This is a genomic window from Arenibacter latericius DSM 15913 (genome assembly GCF_000424985.1).
GTDB classification, from domain to species: Bacteria; Bacteroidota; Bacteroidia; order Flavobacteriales; family Flavobacteriaceae; genus Arenibacter; species Arenibacter latericius.
Genome location: NZ_AUKX01000049.1, coordinates 13135 through 38658 on the forward strand (window position 1 = coordinate 13135; position 25524 = coordinate 38658).

Consider the following 25524-nt stretch of genomic DNA (forward strand, 5'->3'; position numbering starts at 1 on the left):
TTTTTATCTTAATTGTTTTTTAAAGTGAAAGATATTATTCGGATTGCCTTATTTTTTTGTGTATTAGCTTTTTGTTCTTGTAATCCCTCTCAAAGTTCCCAAATAAAAGAGGGGATATGGTTGGCAGAACTTGAAACCATGGATAATGCTATTTTGCCTTTTAATTTTAAATTCGATCGTTTGGAAGAGGGAAAACTGGCTATGGAGATTTATAATGCTGATGAGAAAATTTATGTAGATGAAATAACGGTTACAAAGGATTCTATTTTTATAAAACTTCCTGTTTTTGAAGGGTATATAGCCGGGGAATTTTCTCCCGAAACTATAGATGGTGTTTTTAAGGTAGAGAGCTTAGATAGAGAGGTCTCTTTTACTGCTAGTTATGGAGTAAAAGAAAGGTTTAAAGAGGCTTCAGCGTCTAACTTTGATGTTACCGGATCATGGGAGGCTGCGTTTAGTCCTAATACGGATCGTAGTTATATGGCAGTAGGAATATTTGAGCAGAATGGTAATAAGGTTACAGGTACTTTTAGAACAACTACAGGTGATTATAGGTATCTAGAAGGTGTGCAGCAAGGTGACTCCCTAAAACTATCTACGTTTGATGGTGCGCACGCCTATTTGTTTAAGGCTAAAGTTTCTGATAGTCTTTTAGATGGTGTTTTTTATTCGGGGAATCATTACAAAGAACCTTTTGTGGCTAAAAGAAATGAGAATTTCGATTTGCCACAGACAGATGAGCTGACGTTTTTAAAGGAGGGGTATGAAAAATTAGCCTTTAGTTTTCCTGATGCTTCAGGAAATACAGTGTCTCTAGATGACGAAGAGTTTAGAGATAAGGTAGTGGTGGTACAAGTAATGGGGACATGGTGTCCTAATTGTTTGGATGAGACTAAATTTTTGGTGGAGTACTTAAAGGATAATGCTAGTAGGGATGTAAGAGTGATAGCACTAGCTTTTGAATATGTAAAAACCCCTGAGGCAGCTTTTAAAGCAATTAATAGACTAAAAGAAAGAATAGGAGTGGAGTACCCCATTCTGTTGGCGCAATACGCTAGTTCCGATAAAGCTTTGGCGCAAGATAAACTACCAATGTTAAACCATATCCTATCTTATCCTACTACTATAATTATTGATAGAAGTGGGAAAGTTAGAAAAATACATACGGGATTTAATGGCCCTGCTACAGGGGATAAATACCTAAGTTTTAAAACGGATTTTTATGATCTTATTGATCAGTTGTTAGCTGAATAATAGGGGTAAGTTTGTTGTAGGTAAGGTATTGTTATATAATAGTAGACTTCCCTAGTCCAATGTTTTCATAATTATAATTGTAATTCTCATCAGAATCTATGATGTTGGCGGCTATAAAATCGCCTACTTCATTGGTTCCATATTTACTTGTCGGATTTAAATCCTGAGTAACTATTTGTTTTCTCATAGATTTATCTACGGCGGTGACTACGGCGTTAGATTCTTCATGAAGGCCAAAATGACTAAGCATCATGGCGGTAGAAAGAATAGATGCTATGGGGTTTGCTATGTTTTTTCCTTCCGCTTGTGGATAGGAACCGTGAAAAGGTTCAAACATGGCAAAATCATTTCCAATAGAGGCTGATGGTAGCAATCCTTTGGTTCCACATATAGCACTCCCTTGATCAGAAAGAATATCTCCAAACATATTTTCAGTTAGGATCACGTCAAATTGGTTTGGGTGTAGCATCATTTGCATAGCGGCATTGTCTACAAAAAGAAAATCTAATTCCACTTCTGGATAACTTTCCCCAATTTTAGTAACCACCCTTCGCCATAGTCTAGAGGTTTCTAGTACATTGGCTTTATCTATAAGGGTAAGTTTTTTTCTTCTATTTTTAGCGGCCTTAAAAGCAAAATGCGCAATTCTGCTAATTTCCTTTTCTGAATACTCACATAAATCAGAGGCTATAGTGCCGTCTTGACTCAATTTTTTTTCACCAAAATAAATTCCCCCTGTAAGCTCTCTATATATGATAAAATCGGTTCCAAAGATCACATGCTTTTTAAGTGGCGATTTGTTAACCAGGGTAGGAAAAGCTTTAACAGGTCTAATATTAGCAAATAGCTCTAACTCTGTTCTCAATTGTAATAAGCCCTGTTCTGGACGAACTTTGGCACTTGGATTGGCGTCGTATTTTAGCGTACCAATAGTGCCAAAGAGTATAGTATCTGATGCTCTGCAGAGTTCTGTGGTGACTTCCGGAAGAGGTTTGCCATATTTTTCCATTGCAACGGCCCCTATATCGCCTTCCGTAAACGTAAAGTTATGGTGGAAGGTCTCTTCTACCGCACGCAAACATTTTAATGATTGTGCCAGTACTTCTGGCCCAACTCCATCTCCACCTAAAACTGCAATTTTTAGATTCATTAAGCTATAATTTCTATCGAGATTCCACTTTCAGCAATAATACCATGGATGTCTTCGTCCAAAACTTCTTTCTTTTTGTCAGCAAAGTTTAAGAATTTTTCATAAACCTGGTCTAACTGTGTTTTAGTAAGTTCATATCCTACATTCTTTGCACGGTATGCCAATGCAGCTCTTCCGCTTCTTGCGGTAAGCACAATGGATGATTCTGTTACACCAACATCAGCAGGGTCAATAATTTCATAAGTTTCTCTGTTCTTAATAACCCCATCTTGATGGATTCCTGAACTATGTGCAAAAGCATTTGCTCCTACAATAGCTTTATTGGGCTGTACTAAAACCCCCATTTTTTGGGAAACCATTTGGCTGGTATCATATAGCAGTTTACTATTTATATTGGTATCTAAATTTAAGGTAGGGTGCTGTCTTAATATCATAACAACCTCTTCTAGAGAAGTATTACCTGCCCTTTCTCCAATACCATTAATGGTACATTCTATTTGTCTGGCACCATTCATTACCCCCGCAATAGAATTAGCAGTGGCAAGTCCAAGATCATTATGACAGTGGCAAGAAAGGATAGCCTTGTCTATACCTGTTACATTTTCTCTTAGATATTTTATTTTTGCTCCGTATTCTTCAGGAAGACAATAACCTGTGGTATCAGGAATGTTTAAAACAGTGGCACCTGCCTTAATTACGGCTTCACAAACCCTAGCAAGGAATTCGTTATCCGTACGCCCAGCATCCTCTGCATAGAACTCAATATCCTCTACAAAAGTTTTAGCGTATTTCACCGCTGATACAGCTCTTTCTATAATGGCCTCTTTGTTAGAGTTAAATTTGAATTTGATATGTGAATCCGAAGTACCAATCCCAGTGTGTATCCTAGGTTTCTTAGCCATTTTGAGGGCTTCTGCAGCTGCTTCTATATCTTTTTTCACGGCACGGGTAAGCCCGCAGACCGATGCATTTTTAACCAATTTAGAAATCTCATGAACGGAATTGAAATCCCCAGGACTGGAAATTGGAAAGCCAGCTTCAATAACATCAACGCCCATTAAATCTAATCTTTCGGCGATAATTAATTTCTGCTCTGTGTCCAATTTACAACCGGGTACTTGTTCCCCATCCCTAAGTGTTGTATCAAAAATATGTACCTTATCTTTGCTCATTATATTTGCGTAATTTTATATGTACTTTACGAATATACTACTTAATGGTTCCCTTGAGTTGTGGTAAAATAAGTATTTACAATGGTGAGGAACTTTTTATATCGGTTAAAGTATTGCATATCAACAACATAAACCTTTTTTATTACGATGACAAATGCCCCTAAAGATGCATTATTTGTTTTGGTTAAATCACTTTCTAAGTCAGAAAAACGTCAGTTTAAACTATACGTTGGGCGCTTAGGTGTTAATACTGATGCAAAGTTTTTGGCGTTATTTAATTTATTAGACAAAATTAAAGTCTATGATGAAAAAGTAATCTTAGAGAACGGTATTGTAAAAAAAGCCCAATTATCTAATTTAAAGGCGCATCTCTATAGACAAATCTTAGTGAGCCTAAGATTAAATCCAGTGAACCAAAATATTAGGGTGCAATTAAGAGAGCAGTTAGACTTCGCAACTATACTTTACCAAAAAGGGTTGTATAAGCAAAGCTTAAAAATACTGGATAAAACTAAGATTACTGCTATAGAGAATGAAGAGAAGAACGTAGCCTATGAAATTGTTGAGCTAGAAAAGGTTATAGAGACACAGTATATTACCCGTAGTATCCCTGATAGGGCCGATGAGCTTACAGTACAAGCAAAACAATTGTCTAGACAAAATGTTACTACCAGTAAGCTTTCTAATCTTGCGATTCAGTTATATGGACAGATGCTGAAAATAGGCTATGTTCGAAGTGATGATGATTTTAAAAGGGTAAAAGAATACTTTGATAATCATTTGCCTAAAATTATAATGAAAGAGCTTGGATTTCGAGAAAAATTATGGCTCTATAAGGCACATCTATGGTATAGCTTTTTAACCCAAGACTTTTTGTCCTGCTATAAGTACTCTAGTAAATGGGTTGATTTGTTTTATGAAAATAAAAAAATGATATCTCTTAATCCGGTATTCTTTTTAAAAGGGAATCATTATTTACTAGAATCTTTATTTTATGTAAGATATAGTTCCCAGTTTAAGGAGACCTTAGAGCAATTGGAAGAAATTGTGGTAAGTAAAGATTTCCCCACCAATGATAACTTAAGCTCACTTGCTTTTATTTACATCAACTCTAACAAACTAAACCTTCATTTTATGGAGGGTACTTTTGATAAGGGAGAATATCTAGTCAAAATTGTAGAATACGGAATCTCCAAGCATAGGGACCGACTAGATGAGCATCATGTTATGGTTTTGTATTACAAAATAGCCTGTCTCTATTTTGGAATGGGAAATAATAAGATGTGTATAAAGTATCTAAAACGTATCATAAACAACAAGAATCTAAAAATGCGGGAAGATTTAATGTGCTTCTCAAGAGTTTTAAGTTTAATTGCCCATTATGAGGCAGGTATGGATTACCACTTAGAAGTACAACTGAAGAGTACCTATAAGTTTTTGTTGAAAATGAACGACCTACATGCGGTACAAAAAGAAATGATTAAATTCTTAAGACGTTTGGGTGATATCTATCCGCACGAACTGTCTAATGAGTTCAATAAACTGTATGTTGAATTAAAAAAATATGAAGACCACCCTTATGAAAAACGTGCCTTTTTATACTTAGATATTCTTTCTTGGTTAGAAAGTCACTTACATAATAAACCGGTAGCACAAGTGATTAAAGAGAAAGCAGCTGAAATAACTCGGTAGAATTAGGGTGCAAGGCTTAAGTTTTGAGGCAAAAAGTTTACCTATCCTAATCTGTTGCAGTTTACTTTTTAAGAAGTTATTTGGCTGTTTAGCAGGTGATTTTAGAATACAAATTACTTACATGCATTCCATAGGCTTTCGTCAGGTAAGGGTGCAATAAGGTTTAATTGCTCCTTCTTTACCGGATGTATAAAGCTTAATCTTCTGGCATGTAAATGGATACTACCATCCTTATTGCTTCTATCTGCCCCATATTTTAAGTCGCCCTTAATAGGGCATCCTAAGGCCGACAGTTGTGAACGGATTTGATGATGCCTTCCCGTTTTTAAATCGATTTCTAAAAGGGTGTAACGATCAAGTTTCTTAATTACAGTATAATCAAGGATGGCCTTCTTACTATCAGGAACTTCGTTTTTATGAGCGTAGGATTTATTTTGTTTAGGATTGCGTTTTAACCAATGTACTAAAGTGCCACTTTCCTTTTGTGGAATATCTTTGACGATTGCCCAATAGGTTTTTTTAGCGTTCTTTTCGGCAAACAGCTTGTTTAGTCTGGGTAAGGCTTTAGAGGTTTTGGCAAAGACTACAATTCCAGATGTAGGCCTGTCTAACCTATGGGCAACGCCCAAATAGACGTTGCCTGGTTTGTTGTATTTTATCTTTAGATATTTCTTAACTACTTCACTTAAAGGAGTGTCTCCGGTCTTATCGCCCTGTACAATATCACCTGGCCTTTTGTTTATGGCAATAAGGTGATTGTCCTCATAAATTACTTGTAAATTAGAAGGGTTGGAATGTTCTTTTTGTACGTCTAATGACACAGCTAAAGTTACTAAGGGGTTTGAAATAATTTAAAGATCAGCGATAAGATTAATATTGTTCCTCATTGTTGGGGAAATCTTTAGTCTTTACGTCATCTACGTATTGTGAAATGGCGTTACTCATATCTTCATATAGATTTAGGTATCTACGTAAGAATCTAGGATTAAACTCTTGTGTGATTCCCAATAAATCGTGCACTACTAACACTTGACCATCCACACCGTTTCCTGCCCCAATACCTATAATAGGAATAGAAACACTTTCAGCTACCTCTTTAGCTAATGCTGCGGGGATTTTTTCTAGAACAATAGCGAAACAGCCAATTTTCTCGAGCATTTTAGCATCATTCTTTAACTTTTGTGCCTCTTCATCCTCCTTGGCTCTAACGGTATAGGTTCCAAACTTATATATAGACTGTGGAGTTAAACCTAAATGCCCCATTACGGGAATACCAGCATTTAATATGCGTTTTACGGAATCTTTAATTTCCTGTCCGCCTTCTACCTTTACTGCGTGTGCACCACTTTCTTTCATGATACGGATTGCAGATCGAAGCGCTTCTTTAGGGTCACTCTGATAACTTCCAAAAGGAATATCTACAACTACAAGTGCCCTTTGTACTGCACGTATCACGGAAGATGCATGATAAATCATTTGATCTAGCGTAATAGGTAAGGTGGTCTCATGACCGGCCATTACATTACTAGCGGAATCGCCCACTAGAATTACATCTACATTAGCAGCGTCCACAATTTTCGCCATGGAATAATCATAAGCGGTTAACATGGAAATTTTCTCCCCGTTTTGTTTCATATCAACGAGGGATTTTACAGTCACTCTTTTGTATTCTTTTTTGGCAACAGACATCGTATTTATTTTTAGAGGGATAAAAGTAAGGAGATTTGTTTTAAATCTTGGTGGTATTCCAAGGACTTTGTGTTTAAATCCTTTAAAACCGACTTATTTAGGTTGGTTTATGCGTCAAACGGCTATAAATATTTGTTATTTCTATTATTTTAAATCTTATGGAAGATTATGTCCAATCGGGATTTAAAAGGAAAAAATAAAAGTGAATTGGTGCTTCTTTTTTGTAATAAATAAAATATAATCTCACTCAAGTCGCTGTAGAATATTCATTTTCAAGTTTAAGGTATTGCTATAAACCTCGTATAAACTTTAATCTTTTTAATTATCTTAGTAAGATGGGTAATAGTTATAACTGTTAATTTTCCACACATAAGATTTGCCTTCAGTTTTGTTAGTTGGAGCGTGATGGTATTAGCAGAAGGATAACGAATTGTAATAGGGGAGGGACATTTTCGTGCTGCAATTTTAGACTATAACCATATACTAACTAAACTATAGTATTATGAAGAAAATATTGGTGTGGTCTATAACGGCAGCTTTGGCGGGATTTCTTTTTGGTTTTGATACTGTGGTAATATCCGGAGCCGATAAAAAACTACAGCTATTATGGGGGTCTTCGGATGTATTTCATGGAACGGTAGTAATGGCAATGGCCTTGTGGGGAACCGTGATAGGTGCCTTGTTAGGAGGTATACCTACTAATAGGTTGGGGAGAAAAAAAACCTTGTTCTGGATTGGAGTTTTTTACACCGTTTCTGCACTGGGATCGGCATTGTCAAATGACCCCACTACTTTTGCCATCTTTAGGTTTTTAGGCGGATTGGGAGTGGGCGCTTCCACAATTGCCGCGCCTGCATATATTTCTGAAATTGCCCCAGCTAAGGATAGAGGTAAATTAGTAGGCCTGTACCAATTCAATATCGTTTTCGGAATATTGGTTGCTTTTTTATCTAATTACTTATTAAGTGGCATAGGTGAAAATGCCTGGCGATGGATGCTTGGGGTAGAGGCTATTCCTGCCATAATTTATACGCTATTTGTCCTGACAGTTCCCCAAAGCCCAAGGTGGCTTCTTACCAAATTGCGCACCGTTGAAGCAAGAAAGGTTCTCCAAGTGATAAATCCTGATCAGGATATTGAAAAAATGATGTTGGAAATAAATCAAGAAAACGAGAATAAGATTCCAGGAGAGAATATTTTTATGAAGAAATACCGCTTCCCTTTGATTCTTGCCTTTTGCATGGCATTCTTTAATCAGGCTTCGGGAATAAATGCCTTTTTATACTATGCTCCTAGAATTTTAGAAGAGGCCGGACTAGGGGAAAGCACTGCATTATTGAGTAGTATAGGGATAGGGGTGACCAATCTTCTTTTTACGCTCTTAGGAATATTTCTTATTGATAGGTTTGGAAGAAAGCAGTTAATGTATATAGGTTCTTTTGGGTATATTATATCACTCACTCTAGTTTCCTGTGCTTTTTACTTTAATTGGGAGGGGATGTCCGTAGCTATATTTCTATTCTTGTTCATTGCGGCACATGCTGTAGGACAAGGTACCGTAATTTGGGTGTTTATATCGGAAATTTTCCCTAACCATTTACGAGGATCGGGTCAGTCTTTTGGCAGTTCCGTACACTGGATTTTGGCAGCAGTTATTCCGTCACTAATTCCAGTATTATTTTCTGCTATAGGAGCAGGGACAGTATTTGCCATTTTTGCTTTTATGATGGTGTTACAACTACTATTTGTGGCCTTTCTTATGCCAGAAACCAAAGGAATTTCATTGGAAACCCTTAGTAAGTCCCTTAGTAGTACTAATAGTAATAGTATAAAATAGTAGTGTATATATTAATCTTTAACCTTCTCTTTACATATGAAAAAAAATAAAATAAAATTAGCGCTTACCATTGTAGGTCTTTGCTTAGTTTTTTCTTGTAAGGACCAAGAGCAGAAGGGGAATATTGAGTCTCTGGATAAAGATGAAAGTACATTTAATTCGGAAGAGGATTTGTACCGTCCAAATTTTCATTTTACGCCAAAAGTAGGCTGGATGAACGATCCCAACGGGATGTTCTATTACAATGGGTATTACCATTTATATTATCAGCATTACCCTGATGGGAATAAATGGGGACCCATGCATTGGGGGCATGCTTTTAGTACAGATATGGTGGAGTGGAAGGAACAGCCAATTGCACTTTTCCCTGACGAAATGGGGTATATTTTTTCTGGTAGTGCGGTGGTAGATTTGGAAAATACCTCCGGGTTTGGATCAGGCAGTCAAGTGCCTATCATTGCTATGTTTACCTACCATGATCCCAAAAAGGCAGAAGCCAATAGAATGGATGTAGAGTCACAGGCCATTGCCTATTCCTTAGATGAGGGTCTCACATGGACCAAATATTCTGAAAACCCAGTAATAGAAAATCCTGGAATTAGAGATTTTAGAGACCCAAAGGTATTCTGGAGCCAAGATTACGAAAAGTGGGTAATGATTCTCGCCGCCCATGATATGGTTATGCTATATAGTTCTAAAGACCTAAAGAATTGGGAATTATTATCGGAATTTGGCGGAGATTGGAATAGAGAGATTGGAACGCATGGAGGTGTTTGGGAGTGCCCAGATCTTTTTCCCGTTCCCGTGGAGGGTTCTGAGGAAACCAAATGGGTTCTCCTTGTAAGTATTAATCCTGGTGGACCTAATGGGGGGAGTGCTACGCAATATTTCATTGGTGACTTTGATGGTACAAAATTCACTATGGATAAAGAATTTGAAACTGTCCTTAAGAAAGGGCAAGACCATTGGCTAGATTATGGAAAAGATAATTATGCAGGGGTCAGCTTTTCCAATGTTACATCTAAGGATGGAGGAAAATTTTATATGGGTTGGATGTCTAATTGGGAATATGCCAATGAAGTGCCTACAGAAACCTGGAGAAGTGCAATGACTGTAGCCAGAGAAATAAAAGTAATTAAAGATGGTAAATCCTATAGATTAGCGTCACTTCCTGTAGATGAAATTGATTACTATAAAGAGGTAAAGTATAAGAAGGAGAACATTCAAATAAATGGAAAAACGGTGCTCATCAATGGAGAAAAGGCTAACCTTTCACGCGCTGCTATCAACTTTATCATTTCAGATTTTAAAAAGAATAGTTTCACTTTTAAGCTGTTCAACAAGCTAGGAGACGAATTGTCCTTTGGGTATAACGGTACTGATAATACCTATTTTATAGATCGCAGTAAATCTGGCAAAACAGCGTTTTCTGAAACCTTTTCGAATAAGAAGAGTATTGGAAAACAAACATCTAAAGGAGATAAACTTACTGGTACCATTCTCTTGGATAAAACATCCATAGAGTTGTTTTTTGATGAGGGATCAACTGTGATGACGGAAATTTTCTTTCCTAACTCACCATTCGAGACGCTTTCGGTGGAGACAGATAGTAAGGAATTAAATCTTGACTTATTAGAAGTAAATGAACTTAAATTGAAATAATCCTGTAGTGATAACTACCTCTATGGAGTATCAGTCCTGCTTATTGCATTTAGTGAAATAAAGGGATACACTTGGTAGAATATCATAACAATGATCCATAGTGTAATATTTTTTTGGGAGAATACAGAAAGGTAATTACAGGTTATACACCAAAGGGTCTATTGTAAAAGGAATAGCTTAGATTTATTCAAATGTCCTAATAGCATTTATTTAACTTTTTCATAATTAAACTCTGTTGTATATAGCATCCTATGTGAAAATAGTTTGTGTCAAAAAAATATAAAACATATTACCACACTTATCTTTTTCAATTGTTCTATCCGTAATTAATAGATCAAAAAGATAGGAAAGTGTATTTAGTGATGATTGTTAGAGGTTTATGTTGACTGTATCTAATGAGAATATATGTTGGCATCAATAACTAATAGGGAGTTGTAAATTTATTATAGAGTAGAAGCGTAATTGATGCTTTAAATAAAGCCTTTCAGTGTATATTAGTTGCTTTAAAGTAGTATTAGATCGCAACAGAAAAATGTTGTACTCTGATAATTTCAATCTAATCTTTTTACTATACCGTGAGTCATGGATGTAATTTTTAATCAACTAATAGAGGAGTTTCAATTACCCCTCCATAGTCCCATATTAATTTTCTCATTAATTCTTTTCATCATTCTATTGGCTCCTGTGGTATTACATAGGATTAGAATTCCAGGAATTATTGGGTTAATCATCTCGGGAATTATTATTGGCCCGGCCGGATTGAATATTTTAGAGAAAAGTCTTTTTGTAGATGTTTTTTCTACTATCGGGTTACTTTATATCATGTTTATCGCGGGCTTAGAACTAGATTTAAATGAATTTAAGGCAACGAGAAATAAGAGTGTGATGTTTGGAGTCTTAACTTTTACAATCCCTATAACTATTGGTTTTCCGGTATGTTATTATTTGCTAGGTTTTAATTTTAATGCCAGTTTGCTAACTTCCAGTATGTTTGCTACCCATACCTTGGTAACCTATCCAATAGTCAGTAGACTAGGAGTATCAAAAAATGCAGCTGTTGCTATAACCGTAGGAGGTACCATTTTAACGGATACTGCGGTACTTATTATGTTGGCCGTTATCTTGGGCTCTCATGATGGTGGACTTACACAAGAATTTTGGATTCGTCTTGGTATATCTTTGGTATTGTTTTCTGCATTTATGTTTTATGTGATTCCTCGAATTGCACAGTGGTTTTTTAGTAAGTTGGGAAGCGAAAGGCATTCCCATTATATATTTGTGCTATCCGTTGTTTTCTTTGCGGCATTTTTAGCGGAGATAGCGGGGTTAGAGTCAATTATAGGAGCCTTTGTTGCAGGTTTGGCCCTCAATAAGCTTATTCCGCATTCCTCTGCACTAATGAATAGAATCGAATTTATTGGAAATTCCCTCTTTATCCCCTTTTTTCTTATCAGTGTGGGAATGATTGTGGATGTTAGTGTAATTCTAAGTGGGCCAATGGCACTAATTATAGCGGGATCATTAACTATTGTTGCAATTTTTGGGAAATGGGCTGCTGCATTTTTCACCCAAAAAATCTTTAATTTCTCTAAGGGGCAACGTCGACTCATTTTTGGTTTAAGCAGTTCTCATGCGGCAGCAACCTTAGCTGTGATTTTAGTAGGGTACAATGCAGGAATCTTAGATGCTAATATCCTTAATGGTACCGTGGTGTTAATTCTAGTCACTTGTATTATAGCCTCTTTTGCAACGGAAAGTGCTGCAAAAATGATTATTAAAAATGAGGACGAGGATGAGGAAATACTTTTACCTACCGGGCCTAATAAAGAGCATATCCTTATACCTATAGCTAACTTAATAAACATTGACAAAATCCTAGATTTTGCCGTGTTAATTAAAGATAAGAAATCCCTTAACCCGCTCTCTATTCTTACGGTGGTTCCCAATACCGATGAAGCAGAAAAAACCATTATTAAGGCCAAACAAGGATTGGAAAGGTTTATTAATGAAACTTCTGCTTCTGACACTCACGCTACCGTTAAAGCGACAATAGATCATAACGCCGCTAGCGGTATATCTAGAACTGCAAAAGAAGTTATGGCAGATATTATTTTATTGGGATGGCCTCATAAAACAGGTTTTTTGGATAAATTAATCGGGGATAAAATGGAGAGTATTTTGGAGAATACCGAAAAAACCCTTTTCATCTGCAATTTCGAGATTCCTCTGACTAATCATAAACGAATATTTTTAATTGTTCCACCAAATGCAGAATTGGAAGAGGGATTTGTTACATGGTTAAATAAAATAGCTAAGTTATCTGTAGAGCTATCTATACCAATCAATTTAAACTGTAATGACGAGACACGAAAATCCATAGAGAAATTTGCTAAAGACAATAGGGTTTCTTTAGCATTAAATTTTAATCACTTTGTGGAATGGGTAGATTTCTTAATTCTTTCTAGACAGATATCCGATAACGATTTAATTATTATGGTATCGGCACGTAGGGGTCATATTTCCCACTTCGGATTATTAGATAAGGTGCCGGTGAAACTGGAACAGTACTTTCCAGATTTAAGCAAAATTGTCATTTATCCACAGTAGCTTTTTCTTAGGGACCACTTAACCTTTTATGATTTAGAAAATACTTTGAAGCGTTTTGTTAATTGTTAAGGTTAGATTTTTTGATGCAGTGCTAGCAAGTTCAAATATTATGGGACAATATAGATGTTTTTTTATGCTGTAATTCACCCTGCACAATAAATCAAGGAAGAAGCTTTGTTTCGTATAATCTATTAACTTTATTTTTTATAAACCATTACTAAACATGATGCCTAAAAAGATAAATAAGTTACTTCTTTTAATCTCTTTCTTAAGTTTATGTTCTTATCAAGAAATTGTAAGTCAAAACAAGATCTTACAAGTAATCAACGTAAAAAATGCCAATGAGATTCGTGATTTCTTTCAATATACGGGGAATGATGTTCCAATAATTAGTGGCCATAGAGGGCAAAAAACAACTGGTTTTGCAGAAAATAGTATAGAAGCCTTAGAAGAGGTACTCAGGTATACACCTGCAGTTTTTGAGGTAGATCCTAGACTTACCAAGGATAGTGTGATTGTTCTTATGCACGATGCAACATTAGAAAGAACTACCAATGGCAGAGGTAAAGTGTCCGACTATACCCTGGCGGAGCTGAAAAAGTTGAGGTTGAAGGATCTGCAAGGTAAGATCACAAATCATCAGATTCCAACTCTAAAAGAAGCGATTGAATGGAGTAGGGGGAAGACCATTTTAAATCTAGATAAAAAAGATGTTCCCATTGCTTTGATGGCTCAAAAACTTGAAGAATATGACAAAGAAACGGTAGTAATGGTAACCGTTCATAATGCAGAACAGGCCATTTATTACCATAATAAAAATAAGAATAGAATGTTTTCGGCATTCATCAAAAACGAAGATGATTTTAGGAAGTTTGAAAATTCTGGAGTTCCTTGGTCACAAATGATAGCATATATAGGTCCTAGGATAAAGAAGGAGGATAATAGAATTTATAAATTATTGAATGCTAAAGGAGTTATGTGTATGATTTCTGCGGCATCTACTTACGATAAGCTCAATGAGCCCTCCGAACGAGAGAAAGCGTATAAGGATATTATAAAAGATGGAGCGAGTATAATTGAGTCCGATTATCCCATTGAGGTTTATAAAGCAATTAATTCAATGATTCCTGAAAACAGTGCTAAAGATAAATACTTTAGGATAGCTGAATAGGATAAACTAATAACACCAATCAATATAAAATGATGAACTGTAAAAGCATATTCTCCCTTTTTATAGCACTTGTTTCTAGTGCTTTTGTAATTTCACAAGATGCTAATACCAAAGTGATTTTTGTGATTGCCGATGGAATTTCTGCCGATGTAATAGAAAAACTAGAGACACCTAATCTAGATTTAATTGCTGGGAAAGAGGGGTATACTCGTGCGTACGTTGGCGGTGAAAAAGGTGGATATTCAGAAAGTCCTACTATTTCAGCAGTGGGTTACAATAGCTTGCTAACGGGCACCTGGGCCAATAAACATAATGTATGGGGGAACGAAATAAAAGATCCTAATTATAACTATTGGACAATTTTTAGATATGTAAACGAATATAGGCCCGAGTTAACAACGGCTATTTTTTCTACTTGGTTAGATAACCGCACTAAATTAGTGGGGGAAAACCTTATTAATAATGGAACTTTTAAACTAGACTACCATTTTGATGGTTTTGAGAAAGATGTGGTTAACTTTCCTCATGATGACGATAGTCTTTATATACATAAGATTGATGAACATGTAGTAAGTGAAGCATCTAAAGTGATCAAAGAAAGTGCTCCAGATTTAACTTGGGTGTACCTTCAGTATACAGACGATATGGGGCATAGGTATGGAGATAGTGAACGGTTTTATGATGCAGTGAAAATAATGGACGACCAGATGGGAAGGCTATGGGATGCCGTTCAGTATAGAACAAAAAAATATAATGAAAATTGGCAGGTGTGGATTACTACAGATCATGGGCGGACTGAAAAAGACGGTAAAGGTCATGGCGGACAGTCTGATAGAGAACGTAGTGCTTGGATGCTTACCAATGAAAAGAAATTAAATGGTCATTTTAAAGAAGGCTTACCAGGAATAGTGGATATTATACCCACTATATTGACCACCTTTAATATCAATCCTAAGAAAGAACAAGCTTGGGAATTAGATGGTATACCACTTACTCATGAAGCTTCCCTTGCTAATGCTAGGGCTATTGTTAGGGGGAGTGAGTTAAAGTTAACATGGAATTCGTTGCAATCTAATGATGAGATATCCATTTGGATAGCCACAACAAATAATTTTGCTGATGGGGGTACGGATAATTATAAGTTGATGACTAAGGTAGATGCAAGTTTGGAGAAGGCAGTCATAGACATTTCTGAAATGCCATCAGAATTTTATAAAGTTGTGCTGTCTGGTAAGTACAATGCCATTAATACATGGGCAAATAAAAAATAAACACTTTGCGATTTTTATCTGGATTATTAGCTAGATGGAATTGCAATACTCAACCTTAATCATTATTATTCAGGGACTAAAGATATTTTATCAATATCTTAGGATTAACAATTTCATTTGTTAAATTTAACTTTCTATTCCTACAAATTAAGAAAAACATGAAGCAACTCGAAAAAATTCTGGTACCAGTCGACATTAATGGCGATTATAGTGAACAAATAAATACGGCAATTAAAATTGCCCGCGTATATAATTCAGAAATTATTATTACTCATGTCCTCTCGGAAGAAGCTAGAAGTGGAAGTATAGGGATGAAGAGAATGCTTTTAGAGAGTGTAAATGAGGCGTTAGATAAGATAAACGATACGTTTAAAAAGGAACGAATTATTACTAAAAAGCCAATTATTAAACATGGTAAGCTGATAGATAATATTTTAAAAACAGCTACTAAGCAAGATGTTAATTTGATTGTTGCAGGCTCTGGTTGTAAAGTAGAACACGATCGACATAAGTTGGGAAGTAATGCAGAAAGGCTTATGCGGTATTCACATATCCCCATTTGGGTAGTAACTACCAAAGAGGAATCGGGAATTAGTAATTTTCTATGCCCAGTAGACTTTTCTGAACCTTCTAGAACTGCCCTGAACTCTGCTATTTCTCTAGCTAAGGATTTTAATGCAAAATTAAGGGTTTTAGGTGTTGTAGAACCTGTGCTTAATCTTTCGCCTAGGTATCACTTAGAGGATTTAGATGAGGAGAACAATCGCAGGATGGAACAGTTGGAAAAGGATATGACCAATTTCCTTAAGGATTTCGATTTTACAGGTGTAGATCATACGGTAGATTTGCAAGCAGGAAATGTTGCTTTGACCATAGTGAATATGGTTAAAAATAATAATCACGATCTCCTTATAATGGGAACCACCGGACGGTCTGGTTTAAAACGAGTATTAATGGGGAGTGTAACTAATAAGGTTACTCGAGAACTTCCTTGTTCTTTTATCACTACAAAGTCTAAGGACATTCTGCATTCAAAGTTTTATAATGATGTTAAGGAAATAGAACGACATTTTAAAAAAGGTCTAAAATTAGCCGACAAGGATAAAAATAATGAAGCAATTAGAGAATTTACTATCTGCCTTCGTATAAACAATATGTATATACCAGCCATTTATAAATTATCTGAAGTTTACAATGAGTTGGGAGATGAGGCCAAAGCGATCTATTATAATAACATGGCTAAGGAATTGTTAACCCGATTATGGGATGAGGAAATAGAGCATAAAATTAGAAGTCACTATAAGTCTTAAAAGTCGTTCATAATTTAACAACCCATTTAAAAACACCCACTTAGTTTGTAATAAAACTGGGTGGGTGATTTTTTTTAAGAGTCGGCATAATGATTATCAATTTTTATTTAAAGGGTACCATAACACATAACCTATAAAGAACTGTAATTATTGATTGTTATGTTGTTTGCTTTTAGATCGAACATTAGGTTATACAAGCCAAAAAACGTTCTGTTGATATAAATAAAATGCTTGGATCCACGATTTCCGTTCATTTTACGTAATTCGGTGTTTTTTGAGTAACGTTGCCCTAATTCTGTTATTTTTCCAAAAAAACGTTCATCGGAGAAGTCAAATTTTTCTACCTGAAATGGTTGTGTAAAGAGTTCTAGCAATTCATGGAACATCTCGGTAAAGAATTCTATTTCTTCCTTGGAATCATCTTCTCGTAGAATTTCTAATTCGTATAATTTTGATATAAAAAAGCTATGATTATTAATGTTCTTCGGCTTGGCAAGTTCAAAATAAGGCACATAAAAATCGTTTGGAATTGTTTTCATGCATCCGAAATCTAACGCTATTAATTTGTTTTCTTTGGAAACTAAAAAGTTTCCAGGGTGCGGATCTGCATGAACCTTTCGTAATTTATGTATTTGGAACATATAAAAATCCCAGAGAGCTTGTCCTATTACGTTATCAATCTCTTGATCTTTATTATGGGCAGTAAACTCAGAAAGGTGTTCGCCTTTCATAAAATCCATGGTGATAATCCTTTCAGACGATAACTCCTTGTAGTAATTAGGAAATAGGAGGTTTGGGATATTAGAACAGGCAGTGGCAATCTCTTTGCTTTGTTTTAGCTCCAAAATGTAATTTGTTTCCTCAATAAGCTTGCCCTCAACTTCTTTAAAATACTTATCCGAATCCTTGCCTTTTATATTGAACATTTTAATGGCAATAGGTTTAACCATAGCCAAATCTGATGCAATACTTTCAGCAACGCCGGGGTATTGAATTTTTACGGCTAATTTCTTTCCGTCTTTTTCTGCCTCATGCACCTGTCCAATACTGGCAGCATTAACAGAAGTGGTATTAAACGAGTCAAATAATTCAGTGGGTGGTTTCCCAAAATACTTTTTAAAAGTCTTTATAACCAAAGGAGGCGATAAGGGGGGCACTGAAAATTGGGCTAACGAAAATTTCTCTACGTAAGCCTGTGGCATTATACTTTTCTCCATACTAAGCATCTGTGCCACTTTTAAGGCGCTTCCCTTAAGCTGTTTTAGGCTATCATAAATATCTTCTGCGTTATTTTCGTTAAGTCGACTCCGAGCTACAAATTCCGTTTTGGTTATTTTATCACCATAATATTTTAGGTAGTTAACACCTACCTTTGCGCCAGTAGTAACTAGTTTGGAAGCACGATGTATTTTTGAAGTAGGTATGTTGTCTATTGTTTTCATTACCAGCTAGTTATTGGTGTTAATTTTTTCTTTGTATATAAATTTTCCAAAGTCGATTACACTCTTTAGTGGGGTAATGTTTAAAATATCGAAACTGGTATTGACGGATTTTTCTATAAATATGTCGGTCTTCTCAAATGAGGCCGAAGTGTCGTCCATCCAAAATTTGAGTGTCAACAGTAATTGTAACCAGGCCGATTCTTGTAATGCACGTTTCTGAAATTTTTCTACCTGCTCTTGTTTTAAATCCAAGGTTTTAATATCTAAACCTGCAATGAAAGAGGTAAATCCTTTCTTTAGCTCGGAGAGTAAGGAAAGGCCTTTTAAGCTATTCTTATGCTTGTTAAGTGCAAATTGCACATAACTTCTATTTACGGTTAGATTTTCAAAAAACGTAAAATAAAAACTTAAGAGCTTATTCCGCGCGTCAAAGGAGGTATAGTCTTCGCTTTTTTCTAAAACTACAATGGTATTGTCAAAAAACGCTTTAAAAATCTGCTTTTCAAGGGCCTCAAAAGAACCAAAAAACTGGTAGAAGTGAGACTCTTCAAAATTATTAGCTTTTGCAAAAGCGAAGACCGATTTAGGGTTTTCGTTATGCTCAAGGACATATTCCATATATAATGAAATAATGTTGGTGTCTGAAATTATTTTCTTTTTTACCATGGTTTTTGAATGTATGTTACAAGGTACGTATTGTTTAATATTTCACGAAATAAATTAAACAAAGTTTAACAGCTAATTGATAAATAAAGAATTATAGTAGAACTTTATAAAATCTTTTAGACAAAACTATATTAATGCAAAATTTACCTTTATGGTGCATTTTGTTCTAAAATTAAATTTTACTACCAAGTGTTAAGTTTTTGTAAGAATTTAATAGGAAATGGTAAGATTAAAGTGTTACTTAACCTATATAATTAGGAAAAGATCCTTTTGTATTTAATGGATAAAGCCATTACCTAAAGGATTTTCTGTAATTATTGTAAGAGTTGTATAACTATCTGTATATCAACGATTTTATATGTATTTTAACGTTTTTATTTTATCGTGGAAAACTTAAAATTCTACCTTATTAAACTCCCCCGCATTATCTTTTTATTTTCCCTATTATCTCAGTTTCCCCATTAGAAGAATTTTAATCGTAAATATTATAGAAATGAAGAAAATTACAACCTTACTAATGGTGGTTACATTCGTGTTCCTATCCTGTGAAACCGATCCAATTAAAAGTGATGCTGTGGACGCTGTTAATGCCACATCTAAGTCCTTAAACACTGATAATTGTACCGTAGATCTGTTTCCGGACTTACCTGAATTAGTAAATGCGTGTGCAGAAGCTAAACCAGGTAGCAAATCATATTTAGATCTTGTTATTGCAGATGGTTCCCTTGCAGGGGATTATGCTGCATGGTGTATTGATGTTGCCAGAACTTTGAATGCAGGAGATTGTTTTGAAGCTAATGTTTTCAATAGCTATGAGCCTGTACCCGCTGGTGTTGTAGATAAGCCCGAAAATTTTGACTTAATCAATTGGATTTTAAATCAAGATTTTGTTGGTGAACTCAGTGAGAATGGAGTAGATGCCTATACAATTGGGGATGTACAATGGGCTATGTGGGAGTTAATTGATGATGCTAACTGTATCGCCTGTACTTATTTACAACCGTACAATGTAGGAAGAGCAAACGAGATAATATCATTTGCCATAGCTAATGGTAAGGGGTACAAGCCTGGAGGAGGAGACGTATTAGCAGTGGTGCTTCAACCAACTGATGGGAAGCAAGTTGTTATAATACCCTATAATATTGAATGCGAGCCAGAAATTCCATGTGACCCTTGTGATGGCAAAGTCACAGAACTTACATTAAAAAATAATGGAGATGGAGCCAATGTAAAAGTTGTTCAAAAGAAAGATGATGTAGTGGTTTTTGATGAGTATGTAGACGCTGGAGCTACTTTTAGTTTTTCTGGAAAGGATAAGAAAGGTACCCTAGGCACCGAGATTATTATCTATGTTGATAATGACGAGCACACTAGAATACATACTAGTTGTTCCAAACCTATTGGTCCTGGATTGATAAGTGGCGATTTTGAAGTTATTCGTGGAGCGAGCCTTAAAGGAGGTGAACTATGTCCTGTGGATACTCCTCCAGGTGGTGGAGATTGTGGAGAATGCGAAGGAAAGGTTACAAAGTTAACATTGCAAAACAATGGAATTGATGCTAATATAAAAGTTGTTCAAAAGAAAGACGATTTGGTTGTTTTTGATGAGTTTGTAAGCTCTGGAGCTCAATTTAGTTTTTCTGGTGTCGATAAAAAAGGAACACTTGGGACAGAGATTATTATTTATATAAATGAAGTTGAGCATACAAGGATACATACTAGCTGTTCCAAGCCTATTGGTCCTGGATTTATTAGTGGTGATTTTGAAGTGGTAGGTGGAGCAAGTCTCAAAGGAGGTGAGCTTTGTCCGGTAGATACTCCTCCCGGTGGTGGAGATTGTGGTGAATGTGATGGAAAAGTCACTAAACTAACACTACAGAATAATGGAAGTGATGCTATAATAAAAGTGGTCCAAAAGAAAGATGAGGTGTCTATATTTGATGGGTTTGTAAGCTCTGAATCTTCATTCAGCTTTACAGGAAAAGATAAGAATAGAACTCTAGGTACAGAGATTATCATTTATGTTAATGGAGCTGAGCATACTAGAATTCATACTAGTTGTTCTAAACCTATAGGTCCTGGATTGATAAGTGGTGATTTTGAAGTTGTTGGTGGAGCAAGTCTCAAAGGGGGTGATTTATGTCCGGTAGATACCCCACCTGTAGGCGGGGACTGCGGTGAATGTGATGGGAAAGTTACCAAGTTAACTCTTCTAAATAATGGAAATATTGCTTCTATAAGGGTAGCACAAAAGAAAGATGATATAACTGTTTACCAAGGAAAGGTTGCCAATGGAGCTTCATTCAGTTTTTCAGGATTAGATAAAAATGGTACGTTGGGCACAGAAATAATTATTTATGTTGATGGAAAAGAGCATGTCAGGGTTCATACCAGTTGTTCTAAACCTATTGGAACAGGACTTAAAATTGGAGATTTTGTGGTTGTAGGTGGTGCCAGCCTTAAGGGAGGTGAATTATGCCCAGTAGATGTTCCTTCAGTACCCCCGAGTAACGAAGATTGCGGTGAGTGCGAAGGAAAAGCTACCAATTTAATTTTGCAAAATAAGGGAGGTCAAGCTTTAGTAAGAGTGGAGCAAAAGGATGGAGATGTCGTTTTTGAGGCAACTGTGGCCTCAGGGGGGTCATTTAATTTTTCTGGAACCGATAAGAATGGAACACTAGGTACCGAAATTACCATTTACGTAAATGGAGTTAAACACACTAGTATTCATACCAGCTGCTCTAAGCCGCTAGGACCAGGCCTTGTTAGTGGGGATTTCAAAGTTCTTGGTGGAGCAAGCCTAAAAGGTGGTGAGTTTTGCCCCCTATAGAACCATTAAATAAATCTCGCTAATATATTAGTGAAAACACGTTGGAAGTATGTATTTTAATAAGCCACCCTTAAAACGGTGGCTTTTATATTTATAAGTGGGTAATATAGATATCTAGGAGTTGGATGTATAATCATTAAATAAGAAATACAATTAAAACTAAGTATACTAATAAGGACAAGGAAAGTATATAATTCAAAACCGAATGATATTTTTTATTATAAAATGCATTTGGTGCTAGATAAATTAAAAGGAATATAAAATGGAAATCAATTTCCAATTTTATTATACTTATAGAAAAGTGTTCAATTAAGCATAATTCTGAATAGAAGTGTTCATTACTTTTTTTCTTTTCCCTGAGGAGAGTTCTGGAATCTCATTAACTAATTCAATAGTAATTTCTGCATCGGATCCCAAAATATCTTTAAACTTTTTGATCAACTTTTCCTTATGAGTAAATTCTTGATCAATATTTAGCTTTATGAGGTATTCTTTTTTTCCTATTTGAATAAATTGATATTGTTTAATGAGGTGATTATATTCATCCATAACAGGATAAACGCTATAGGACGAGATTAGATCGCCAGTAGCATCATAAATTAAATCCATTTTTCGTCCTTCTACTTTTGTAAGCACTGGCTCATTATTAATTAATTCCATGACACCAATATCTCCAGTGTCATATCTTATTAAAGGCATACTATAGTTAAAAAGATCGGTAACAACAATTCTTCCCATTTCACCTAGTTTAGTGGGAATGTCTTCATCCATATGAATTATTTCCACGAAGTAACTAGCCCAATTAATCTGAAAATAATTATTGTTATCAGGTTTTTGCTGTGCAATAATACCTTGTTCCTCATTGGAGTACCTAGAAACAATGGTAGCGTTAAAATGTTTTTCAATAGATTCTTTAGTATAGTCACTTAATGCCTCTGAATTGGCGATAAATGATTTAATATTAACATTTATATTCTTTAGATTATTCTTATCTATATACTTACATAAAGTTTCAAGGGAAGATGCTATAGCGATAACACATTTTGATGAATGATCTTTTCGAAGTTCGTTTAACAGATCTTTTACGAAATCATCCGTCATTTTTGAAATATTTACTTTGACAATGTTTTGAAGTATCCTCCTTAGCTCACTTTTCCGCTCACCATTCCAAAGTCTAAAATAATACAATCTATCACCAATATTATATCCAACTTTTTTGAAAAAAAATAAGGTGTCGGCAATGTTTCTATTTCTTTTATTTTGATCTATAAATAATAAAAACGGAATACCCGTAGAACCGCTAGTAGATACCTTATGTAATTCATTTGCCTTAAATTTATTTGATTTAAAATCATCAAAATTATTCAGAATTAAATCTTTACTTATTATAGGTAGCTTTTTAAAATTGACTTGTTTGTATGGGGAATAAAAAGGAACTGTTTTAGTGGAGTGTTCCAATAATTTGTCTAATAAATTATTTCTATTTTCTGTGGATTTTTTTGAAAATGGATCATCCATTACATGTAAAATATCCTGATAATGCTTTTTAATATTGCCGCCTTTGATAGTATCAATAGTCCAAAATCCGACATTTCTTATGGTGCTTGCAATCCTCATTGATTTGATACATGTTTTAGGTTATTTAAATTTAATTAACTTTTACAAGCAAACCATAATTTTGTTGTGAAAAATTAAAGCTAATTGAAAGTTATATATTGGCGAAATATTCCCTCAAAGTGGTGATTATTAGTGTTGTAAATTGTCTAAGCTGTAATCTGTAAACAAAAGTTAATACAAATTAGGAAAGCTATTTTTTCCTGGATATTGAAACAGCACCTCAGTCTGTATTTAAATAAACAAAAAAAGCCCCAATATTCGGGGCTTTAGAAAGGATGGGGGGAAGAACTACCTTAAATCTTCCAAAGTTCTATTTTGTGTTAAATCTTGTTTTAGAGCGTCTCGCTGTGCTCTAATAATAGAGGCAACAGATGGTGGTAAATGGGTGTCTGCCAATATTTCATTATACTCCTCTATGGCTGCTTTATCGCCTCTGATCGCTTCTTCTAACATGGCTTCTGCATCATCACCAGAAAAGAATGCCTTAACATCCATCCAAGTTCTATGCAATGCACCTGCTGCACTACCATCAATTTTGTCTCTTGTCTCTAAGGCAGGAGTCGCCGTTTTTAGCTCTACTAAAAAAGTACGGCGCTTTTTTGCTTTATTACTAAAATACATTTTTAGCCCTGCTTCTTCTGTATTTTCAGCAGCTTTTTCATACCCTTTAATTGCATCTTCATTCTTTTGAATGATGTCATTTAGTCGATCCTCAATTTCTTTTATATCCTTATTCATTACTGTAAAATTTTATTCGGTAACCAATATGCCTACCGATTGGCATTGATCCAAAGATAAGCAGAGGGTTAGAGGTAAATTATTCCAAATACGAATCTTATGAACTCAATCCCTTGATAATCAATTCCTATAAGTGTCCTTTCTAGATAGTCATATTTGTAATGGGTATCTACCGCATTATCTCGCAACAGAATTTGATAATGTCCTTTTTTTTAGGTTTTGCGTTAATGAAACCCTATATAATGAATGATATTTGTTATAATATAAATAAAAATACAATATGTCTATTCTAACTATTATTTTAAACATTCTATTACCACCTTTGGCTGTATTTCTAAAACATGGTCTTGGGACTACCTTTTTGGTTAGTGTTCTTTTAACCCTATTAGCTTGGTTGCCAGGTGTAATCCATGCATTTATTGTTAATGGATAAGTTAAGGGAATTTTCATTTCTTAATATTAAAACTGCCAACATTGAAATTGAATCTGACGCAGTTTTTTTAGCTAAAGTTTTAAGTAAGTGCTACTTATTACTTACTTGAAATATGAAATAAATAGTAGCCTTGTAATTATGAGAAAAATAATCGAGAGTATATCCTTAGTATAGTCGTATACTAAGGAATTAGGAATTCTATCATTGTAACTTATTAATTACTTATAACTCCTTTTAAAAGTCGGTCGTCAATATCTTTTTCTACCGATCCGTGGAGTACAGTGATATCCCCCGTGGTTTCCAGAATTACTGCTTTTACTTCAGAAAACTGAAGCACATTTGCTTCTCTAAGCTTAGCATAAAGATCTTCCTCACTTAAATTGTTGGAGTAAAGATTGTCATATAAAATAGTCTCCCTATCCATAAGGAGCATAGGACTATTACTAGCTAAGTTGCTAAACCAATTAAACTTTAAGGTGAGTTTAGAGAATAGTGTTTGGAAACCTAGGATAAAACCAATAGCCATTCCACTTTTTATAATAGATGGATTGGCACTAAGTACAGTGCTTGCTAATACAGAACCAATGGCTATAGTGGACGCAAAATCTATACTCGAAATTTTAGCAAAGGATCTAACCCGCATTATTCACCAAGAGTTTTTTCTTCAAGGAATTTGAGGATAAATTTTGCATTCCCTGGATTAAGGTAATTTTCCGGGATAGTTTTCCAGCTGTTAGATGAACCTTCTGTAAATTTTAGTGCAGATATGACTATTTTTAGTCCTGATATTGTTGAAATTTCCCGATAAGGCATAGGTATCCCAAGACTGATAAACAGTGAGATGAGTAACTTTTAGCCAGAGAGCAATTCCTGGAATAGATGCTGGTACACAAAGGCTTTGGAGAGCCGGTAATAAATTCTTCTTTTGGTTATTTTAATGGTAGCACCTATTTTCAGCAGGTGAGTCCTAATGCTGCTGATCT

19 protein-coding genes are annotated in these 25524 nt (G+C 35.2%); 10 read left to right on the forward strand and 9 right to left on the reverse strand.

Features of this window, described 5'->3' with window-relative positions; translation table 11 throughout:
- Positions 1-120: 120 nt before the first annotated feature.
- The gene (locus tag H344_RS0113845; RefSeq protein WP_316929564.1) at positions 121-1254 is read left to right on the forward strand and encodes a peroxiredoxin family protein; all 1134 of its coding nucleotides are present in this window, start codon (positions 121-123) and stop codon (positions 1252-1254) included.
- A gap of 31 nt (positions 1255-1285) precedes the next feature.
- Here the strand turns inward: H344_RS0113845 and leuB are convergent, their stop codons facing one another.
- Positions 1286-2404 (reverse strand): 3-isopropylmalate dehydrogenase, encoded by a 1119-nt coding sequence (gene leuB / locus H344_RS0113850; RefSeq protein ID WP_026810862.1) that lies wholly within the window; start codon positions 2402-2404, stop codon positions 1286-1288.
- Positions 2404-3576, reverse strand: coding sequence for a 2-isopropylmalate synthase (locus H344_RS20345; protein WP_084148812.1), 1173 nt, complete (start codon positions 3574-3576; stop codon positions 2404-2406). The genes leuB and H344_RS20345 overlap by 1 nt, the downstream gene beginning before the upstream one ends.
- Positions 3577-3723: 147 nt before the next feature.
- On the opposite strand from H344_RS20345, the gene H344_RS0113860 reads away from it, so the two are divergent.
- Positions 3724-5268 carry a hypothetical protein gene (locus H344_RS0113860; RefSeq protein ID WP_026810863.1) on the forward strand — a complete coding sequence of 515 codons (1545 nt, stop codon included), beginning with the start codon at positions 3724-3726 and terminating at the stop codon, positions 5266-5268.
- 113 nt (positions 5269-5381) lie between these two features.
- Here the strand turns inward: H344_RS0113860 and H344_RS0113865 are convergent, their stop codons facing one another.
- Both H344_RS0113865 and panB read right to left on the reverse strand, forming a co-directional pair.
- Positions 5382-6089 carry an RluA family pseudouridine synthase gene (locus H344_RS0113865; RefSeq protein WP_026810864.1) on the reverse strand — a complete coding sequence of 236 codons (708 nt, stop codon included), beginning with the start codon at positions 6087-6089 and terminating at the stop codon, positions 5382-5384.
- A gap of 49 nt (positions 6090-6138) precedes the next feature.
- Positions 6139-6957 (reverse strand): 3-methyl-2-oxobutanoate hydroxymethyltransferase, encoded by an 819-nt coding sequence (gene panB / locus H344_RS0113870; RefSeq protein WP_026810865.1) that lies wholly within the window; start codon positions 6955-6957, stop codon positions 6139-6141.
- A gap of 502 nt (positions 6958-7459) precedes the next feature.
- On the opposite strand from panB, the gene H344_RS0113875 reads away from it, so the two are divergent.
- The 6 genes from H344_RS0113875 to H344_RS0113900 all read left to right on the forward strand — a co-directional run bounded on the left by H344_RS0113875 (position 7460) and on the right by H344_RS0113900 (position 16815).
- A complete protein-coding gene (locus H344_RS0113875) occupies positions 7460-8794 on the forward strand; it encodes a sugar porter family MFS transporter (RefSeq protein WP_034256681.1) in 1335 nt (444 codons plus the stop codon).
- A 36-nt stretch (positions 8795-8830) separates the two neighbouring features.
- The gene (locus tag H344_RS0113880; protein WP_026810867.1) at positions 8831-10456 is read left to right on the forward strand and encodes a glycoside hydrolase family 32 protein; all 1626 of its coding nucleotides are present in this window, start codon (positions 8831-8833) and stop codon (positions 10454-10456) included.
- A 582-nt stretch (positions 10457-11038) separates the two neighbouring features.
- Positions 11039-13063: a cation:proton antiporter gene (locus H344_RS0113885; RefSeq protein ID WP_026810868.1), complete on the forward strand. Its 2025-nt coding sequence runs from the start codon at positions 11039-11041 to the stop codon at positions 13061-13063.
- 223 nt (positions 13064-13286) lie between these two features.
- On the forward strand, positions 13287-14234 hold the full coding sequence (locus tag H344_RS0113890; protein ID WP_026810869.1) for a glycerophosphodiester phosphodiesterase family protein: 948 nt from the start codon (positions 13287-13289) through the stop codon (positions 14232-14234).
- Positions 14235-14263: 29 nt separating this feature from the next.
- Positions 14264-15505 (forward strand): alkaline phosphatase family protein, encoded by a 1242-nt coding sequence (locus tag H344_RS0113895; RefSeq protein ID WP_240484990.1) that lies wholly within the window; start codon positions 14264-14266, stop codon positions 15503-15505.
- A 158-nt stretch (positions 15506-15663) separates the two neighbouring features.
- The gene (locus H344_RS0113900; protein WP_026810871.1) at positions 15664-16815 is read left to right on the forward strand and encodes a universal stress protein; all 1152 of its coding nucleotides are present in this window, start codon (positions 15664-15666) and stop codon (positions 16813-16815) included.
- Between the two features lie 131 nt (positions 16816-16946).
- Here the strand turns inward: H344_RS0113900 and H344_RS0113905 are convergent, their stop codons facing one another.
- The gene (locus H344_RS0113905; RefSeq protein WP_026810872.1) at positions 16947-18257 is read right to left on the reverse strand and encodes an ABC1 kinase family protein; all 1311 of its coding nucleotides are present in this window, start codon (positions 18255-18257) and stop codon (positions 16947-16949) included.
- A gap of 6 nt (positions 18258-18263) precedes the next feature.
- Positions 18264-18923 (reverse strand): TetR family transcriptional regulator C-terminal domain-containing protein, encoded by a 660-nt coding sequence (locus tag H344_RS0113910; protein ID WP_026810873.1) that lies wholly within the window; start codon positions 18921-18923, stop codon positions 18264-18266.
- A gap of 493 nt (positions 18924-19416) precedes the next feature.
- Between H344_RS0113910 and H344_RS0113915 the strand changes: the two genes are divergently transcribed.
- On the forward strand, positions 19417-21753 hold the full coding sequence (locus H344_RS0113915; protein ID WP_026810874.1) for a DUF7467 domain-containing protein: 2337 nt from the start codon (positions 19417-19419) through the stop codon (positions 21751-21753).
- Between the two features lie 309 nt (positions 21754-22062).
- Here H344_RS0113915 and H344_RS0113920 read toward each other — a convergent pair whose 3' ends face one another.
- Together H344_RS0113920 and H344_RS0113925 are read right to left on the reverse strand one after the other, a co-directional pair.
- A complete protein-coding gene (locus tag H344_RS0113920) occupies positions 22063-23370 on the reverse strand; it encodes a phenylacetate--CoA ligase family protein (RefSeq protein ID WP_026810875.1) in 1308 nt (435 codons plus the stop codon).
- A gap of 288 nt (positions 23371-23658) precedes the next feature.
- The gene (locus H344_RS0113925) at positions 23659-24108 is read right to left on the reverse strand and encodes a ferritin-like domain-containing protein (RefSeq protein WP_026810876.1); all 450 of its coding nucleotides are present in this window, start codon (positions 24106-24108) and stop codon (positions 23659-23661) included.
- Positions 24109-24388: 280 nt separating this feature from the next.
- Here H344_RS0113925 and H344_RS0113930 point away from each other — a divergent pair, with 280 nt between their 5' ends.
- Positions 24389-24541 carry a YqaE/Pmp3 family membrane protein gene (locus tag H344_RS0113930; RefSeq protein WP_026810877.1) on the forward strand — a complete coding sequence of 51 codons (153 nt, stop codon included), beginning with the start codon at positions 24389-24391 and terminating at the stop codon, positions 24539-24541.
- 214 nt (positions 24542-24755) lie between these two features.
- Here the strand turns inward: H344_RS0113930 and H344_RS20350 are convergent, their stop codons facing one another.
- Positions 24756-25184 carry a DUF421 domain-containing protein gene (locus H344_RS20350; RefSeq protein ID WP_051254330.1) on the reverse strand — a complete coding sequence of 143 codons (429 nt, stop codon included), beginning with the start codon at positions 25182-25184 and terminating at the stop codon, positions 24756-24758.
- Between the last annotated feature and the right edge of the window lie 340 nt (positions 25185-25524).

Coding starts and splice junctions, on each gene's coding strand:
- leuB (WP_026810862.1), bottom strand. CDS start 2,404: ATGAATCTAAAAATTGCAGTTTTAGGTGGAGATGGAGTTGGGCCAGAA.
- H344_RS20345 (WP_084148812.1), bottom strand. CDS start 3,576: ATGAGCAAAGATAAGGTACATATTTTTGATACAACACTTAGGGATGGG.
- H344_RS0113860 (WP_026810863.1), top strand. CDS start 3,724: ATGACAAATGCCCCTAAAGATGCATTATTTGTTTTGGTTAAATCACTT.
- panB (WP_026810865.1), bottom strand. CDS start 6,957: ATGTCTGTTGCCAAAAAAGAATACAAAAGAGTGACTGTAAAATCCCTC.
- H344_RS0113875 (WP_034256681.1), top strand. CDS start 7,460: ATGAAGAAAATATTGGTGTGGTCTATAACGGCAGCTTTGGCGGGATTT.
- H344_RS0113880 (WP_026810867.1), top strand. CDS start 8,831: ATGAAAAAAAATAAAATAAAATTAGCGCTTACCATTGTAGGTCTTTGC.
- H344_RS0113885 (WP_026810868.1), top strand. CDS start 11,039: ATGGATGTAATTTTTAATCAACTAATAGAGGAGTTTCAATTACCCCTC.
- H344_RS0113890 (WP_026810869.1), top strand. CDS start 13,287: ATGATGCCTAAAAAGATAAATAAGTTACTTCTTTTAATCTCTTTCTTA.
- H344_RS0113895 (WP_240484990.1), top strand. CDS start 14,264: ATGATGAACTGTAAAAGCATATTCTCCCTTTTTATAGCACTTGTTTCT.
- H344_RS0113900 (WP_026810871.1), top strand. CDS start 15,664: ATGAAGCAACTCGAAAAAATTCTGGTACCAGTCGACATTAATGGCGAT.
- H344_RS0113905 (WP_026810872.1), bottom strand. CDS start 18,257: ATGAAAACAATAGACAACATACCTACTTCAAAAATACATCGTGCTTCC.
- H344_RS0113910 (WP_026810873.1), bottom strand. CDS start 18,923: ATGGTAAAAAAGAAAATAATTTCAGACACCAACATTATTTCATTATAT.
- H344_RS0113915 (WP_026810874.1), top strand. CDS start 19,417: ATGAAGAAAATTACAACCTTACTAATGGTGGTTACATTCGTGTTCCTA.
- H344_RS0113920 (WP_026810875.1), bottom strand. CDS start 23,370: ATGAGGATTGCAAGCACCATAAGAAATGTCGGATTTTGGACTATTGAT.
- H344_RS0113925 (WP_026810876.1), bottom strand. CDS start 24,108: ATGAATAAGGATATAAAAGAAATTGAGGATCGACTAAATGACATCATT.
- H344_RS0113930 (WP_026810877.1), top strand. CDS start 24,389: ATGTCTATTCTAACTATTATTTTAAACATTCTATTACCACCTTTGGCT.
- H344_RS20350 (WP_051254330.1), bottom strand. CDS start 25,184: ATGCGGGTTAGATCCTTTGCTAAAATTTCGAGTATAGATTTTGCGTCC.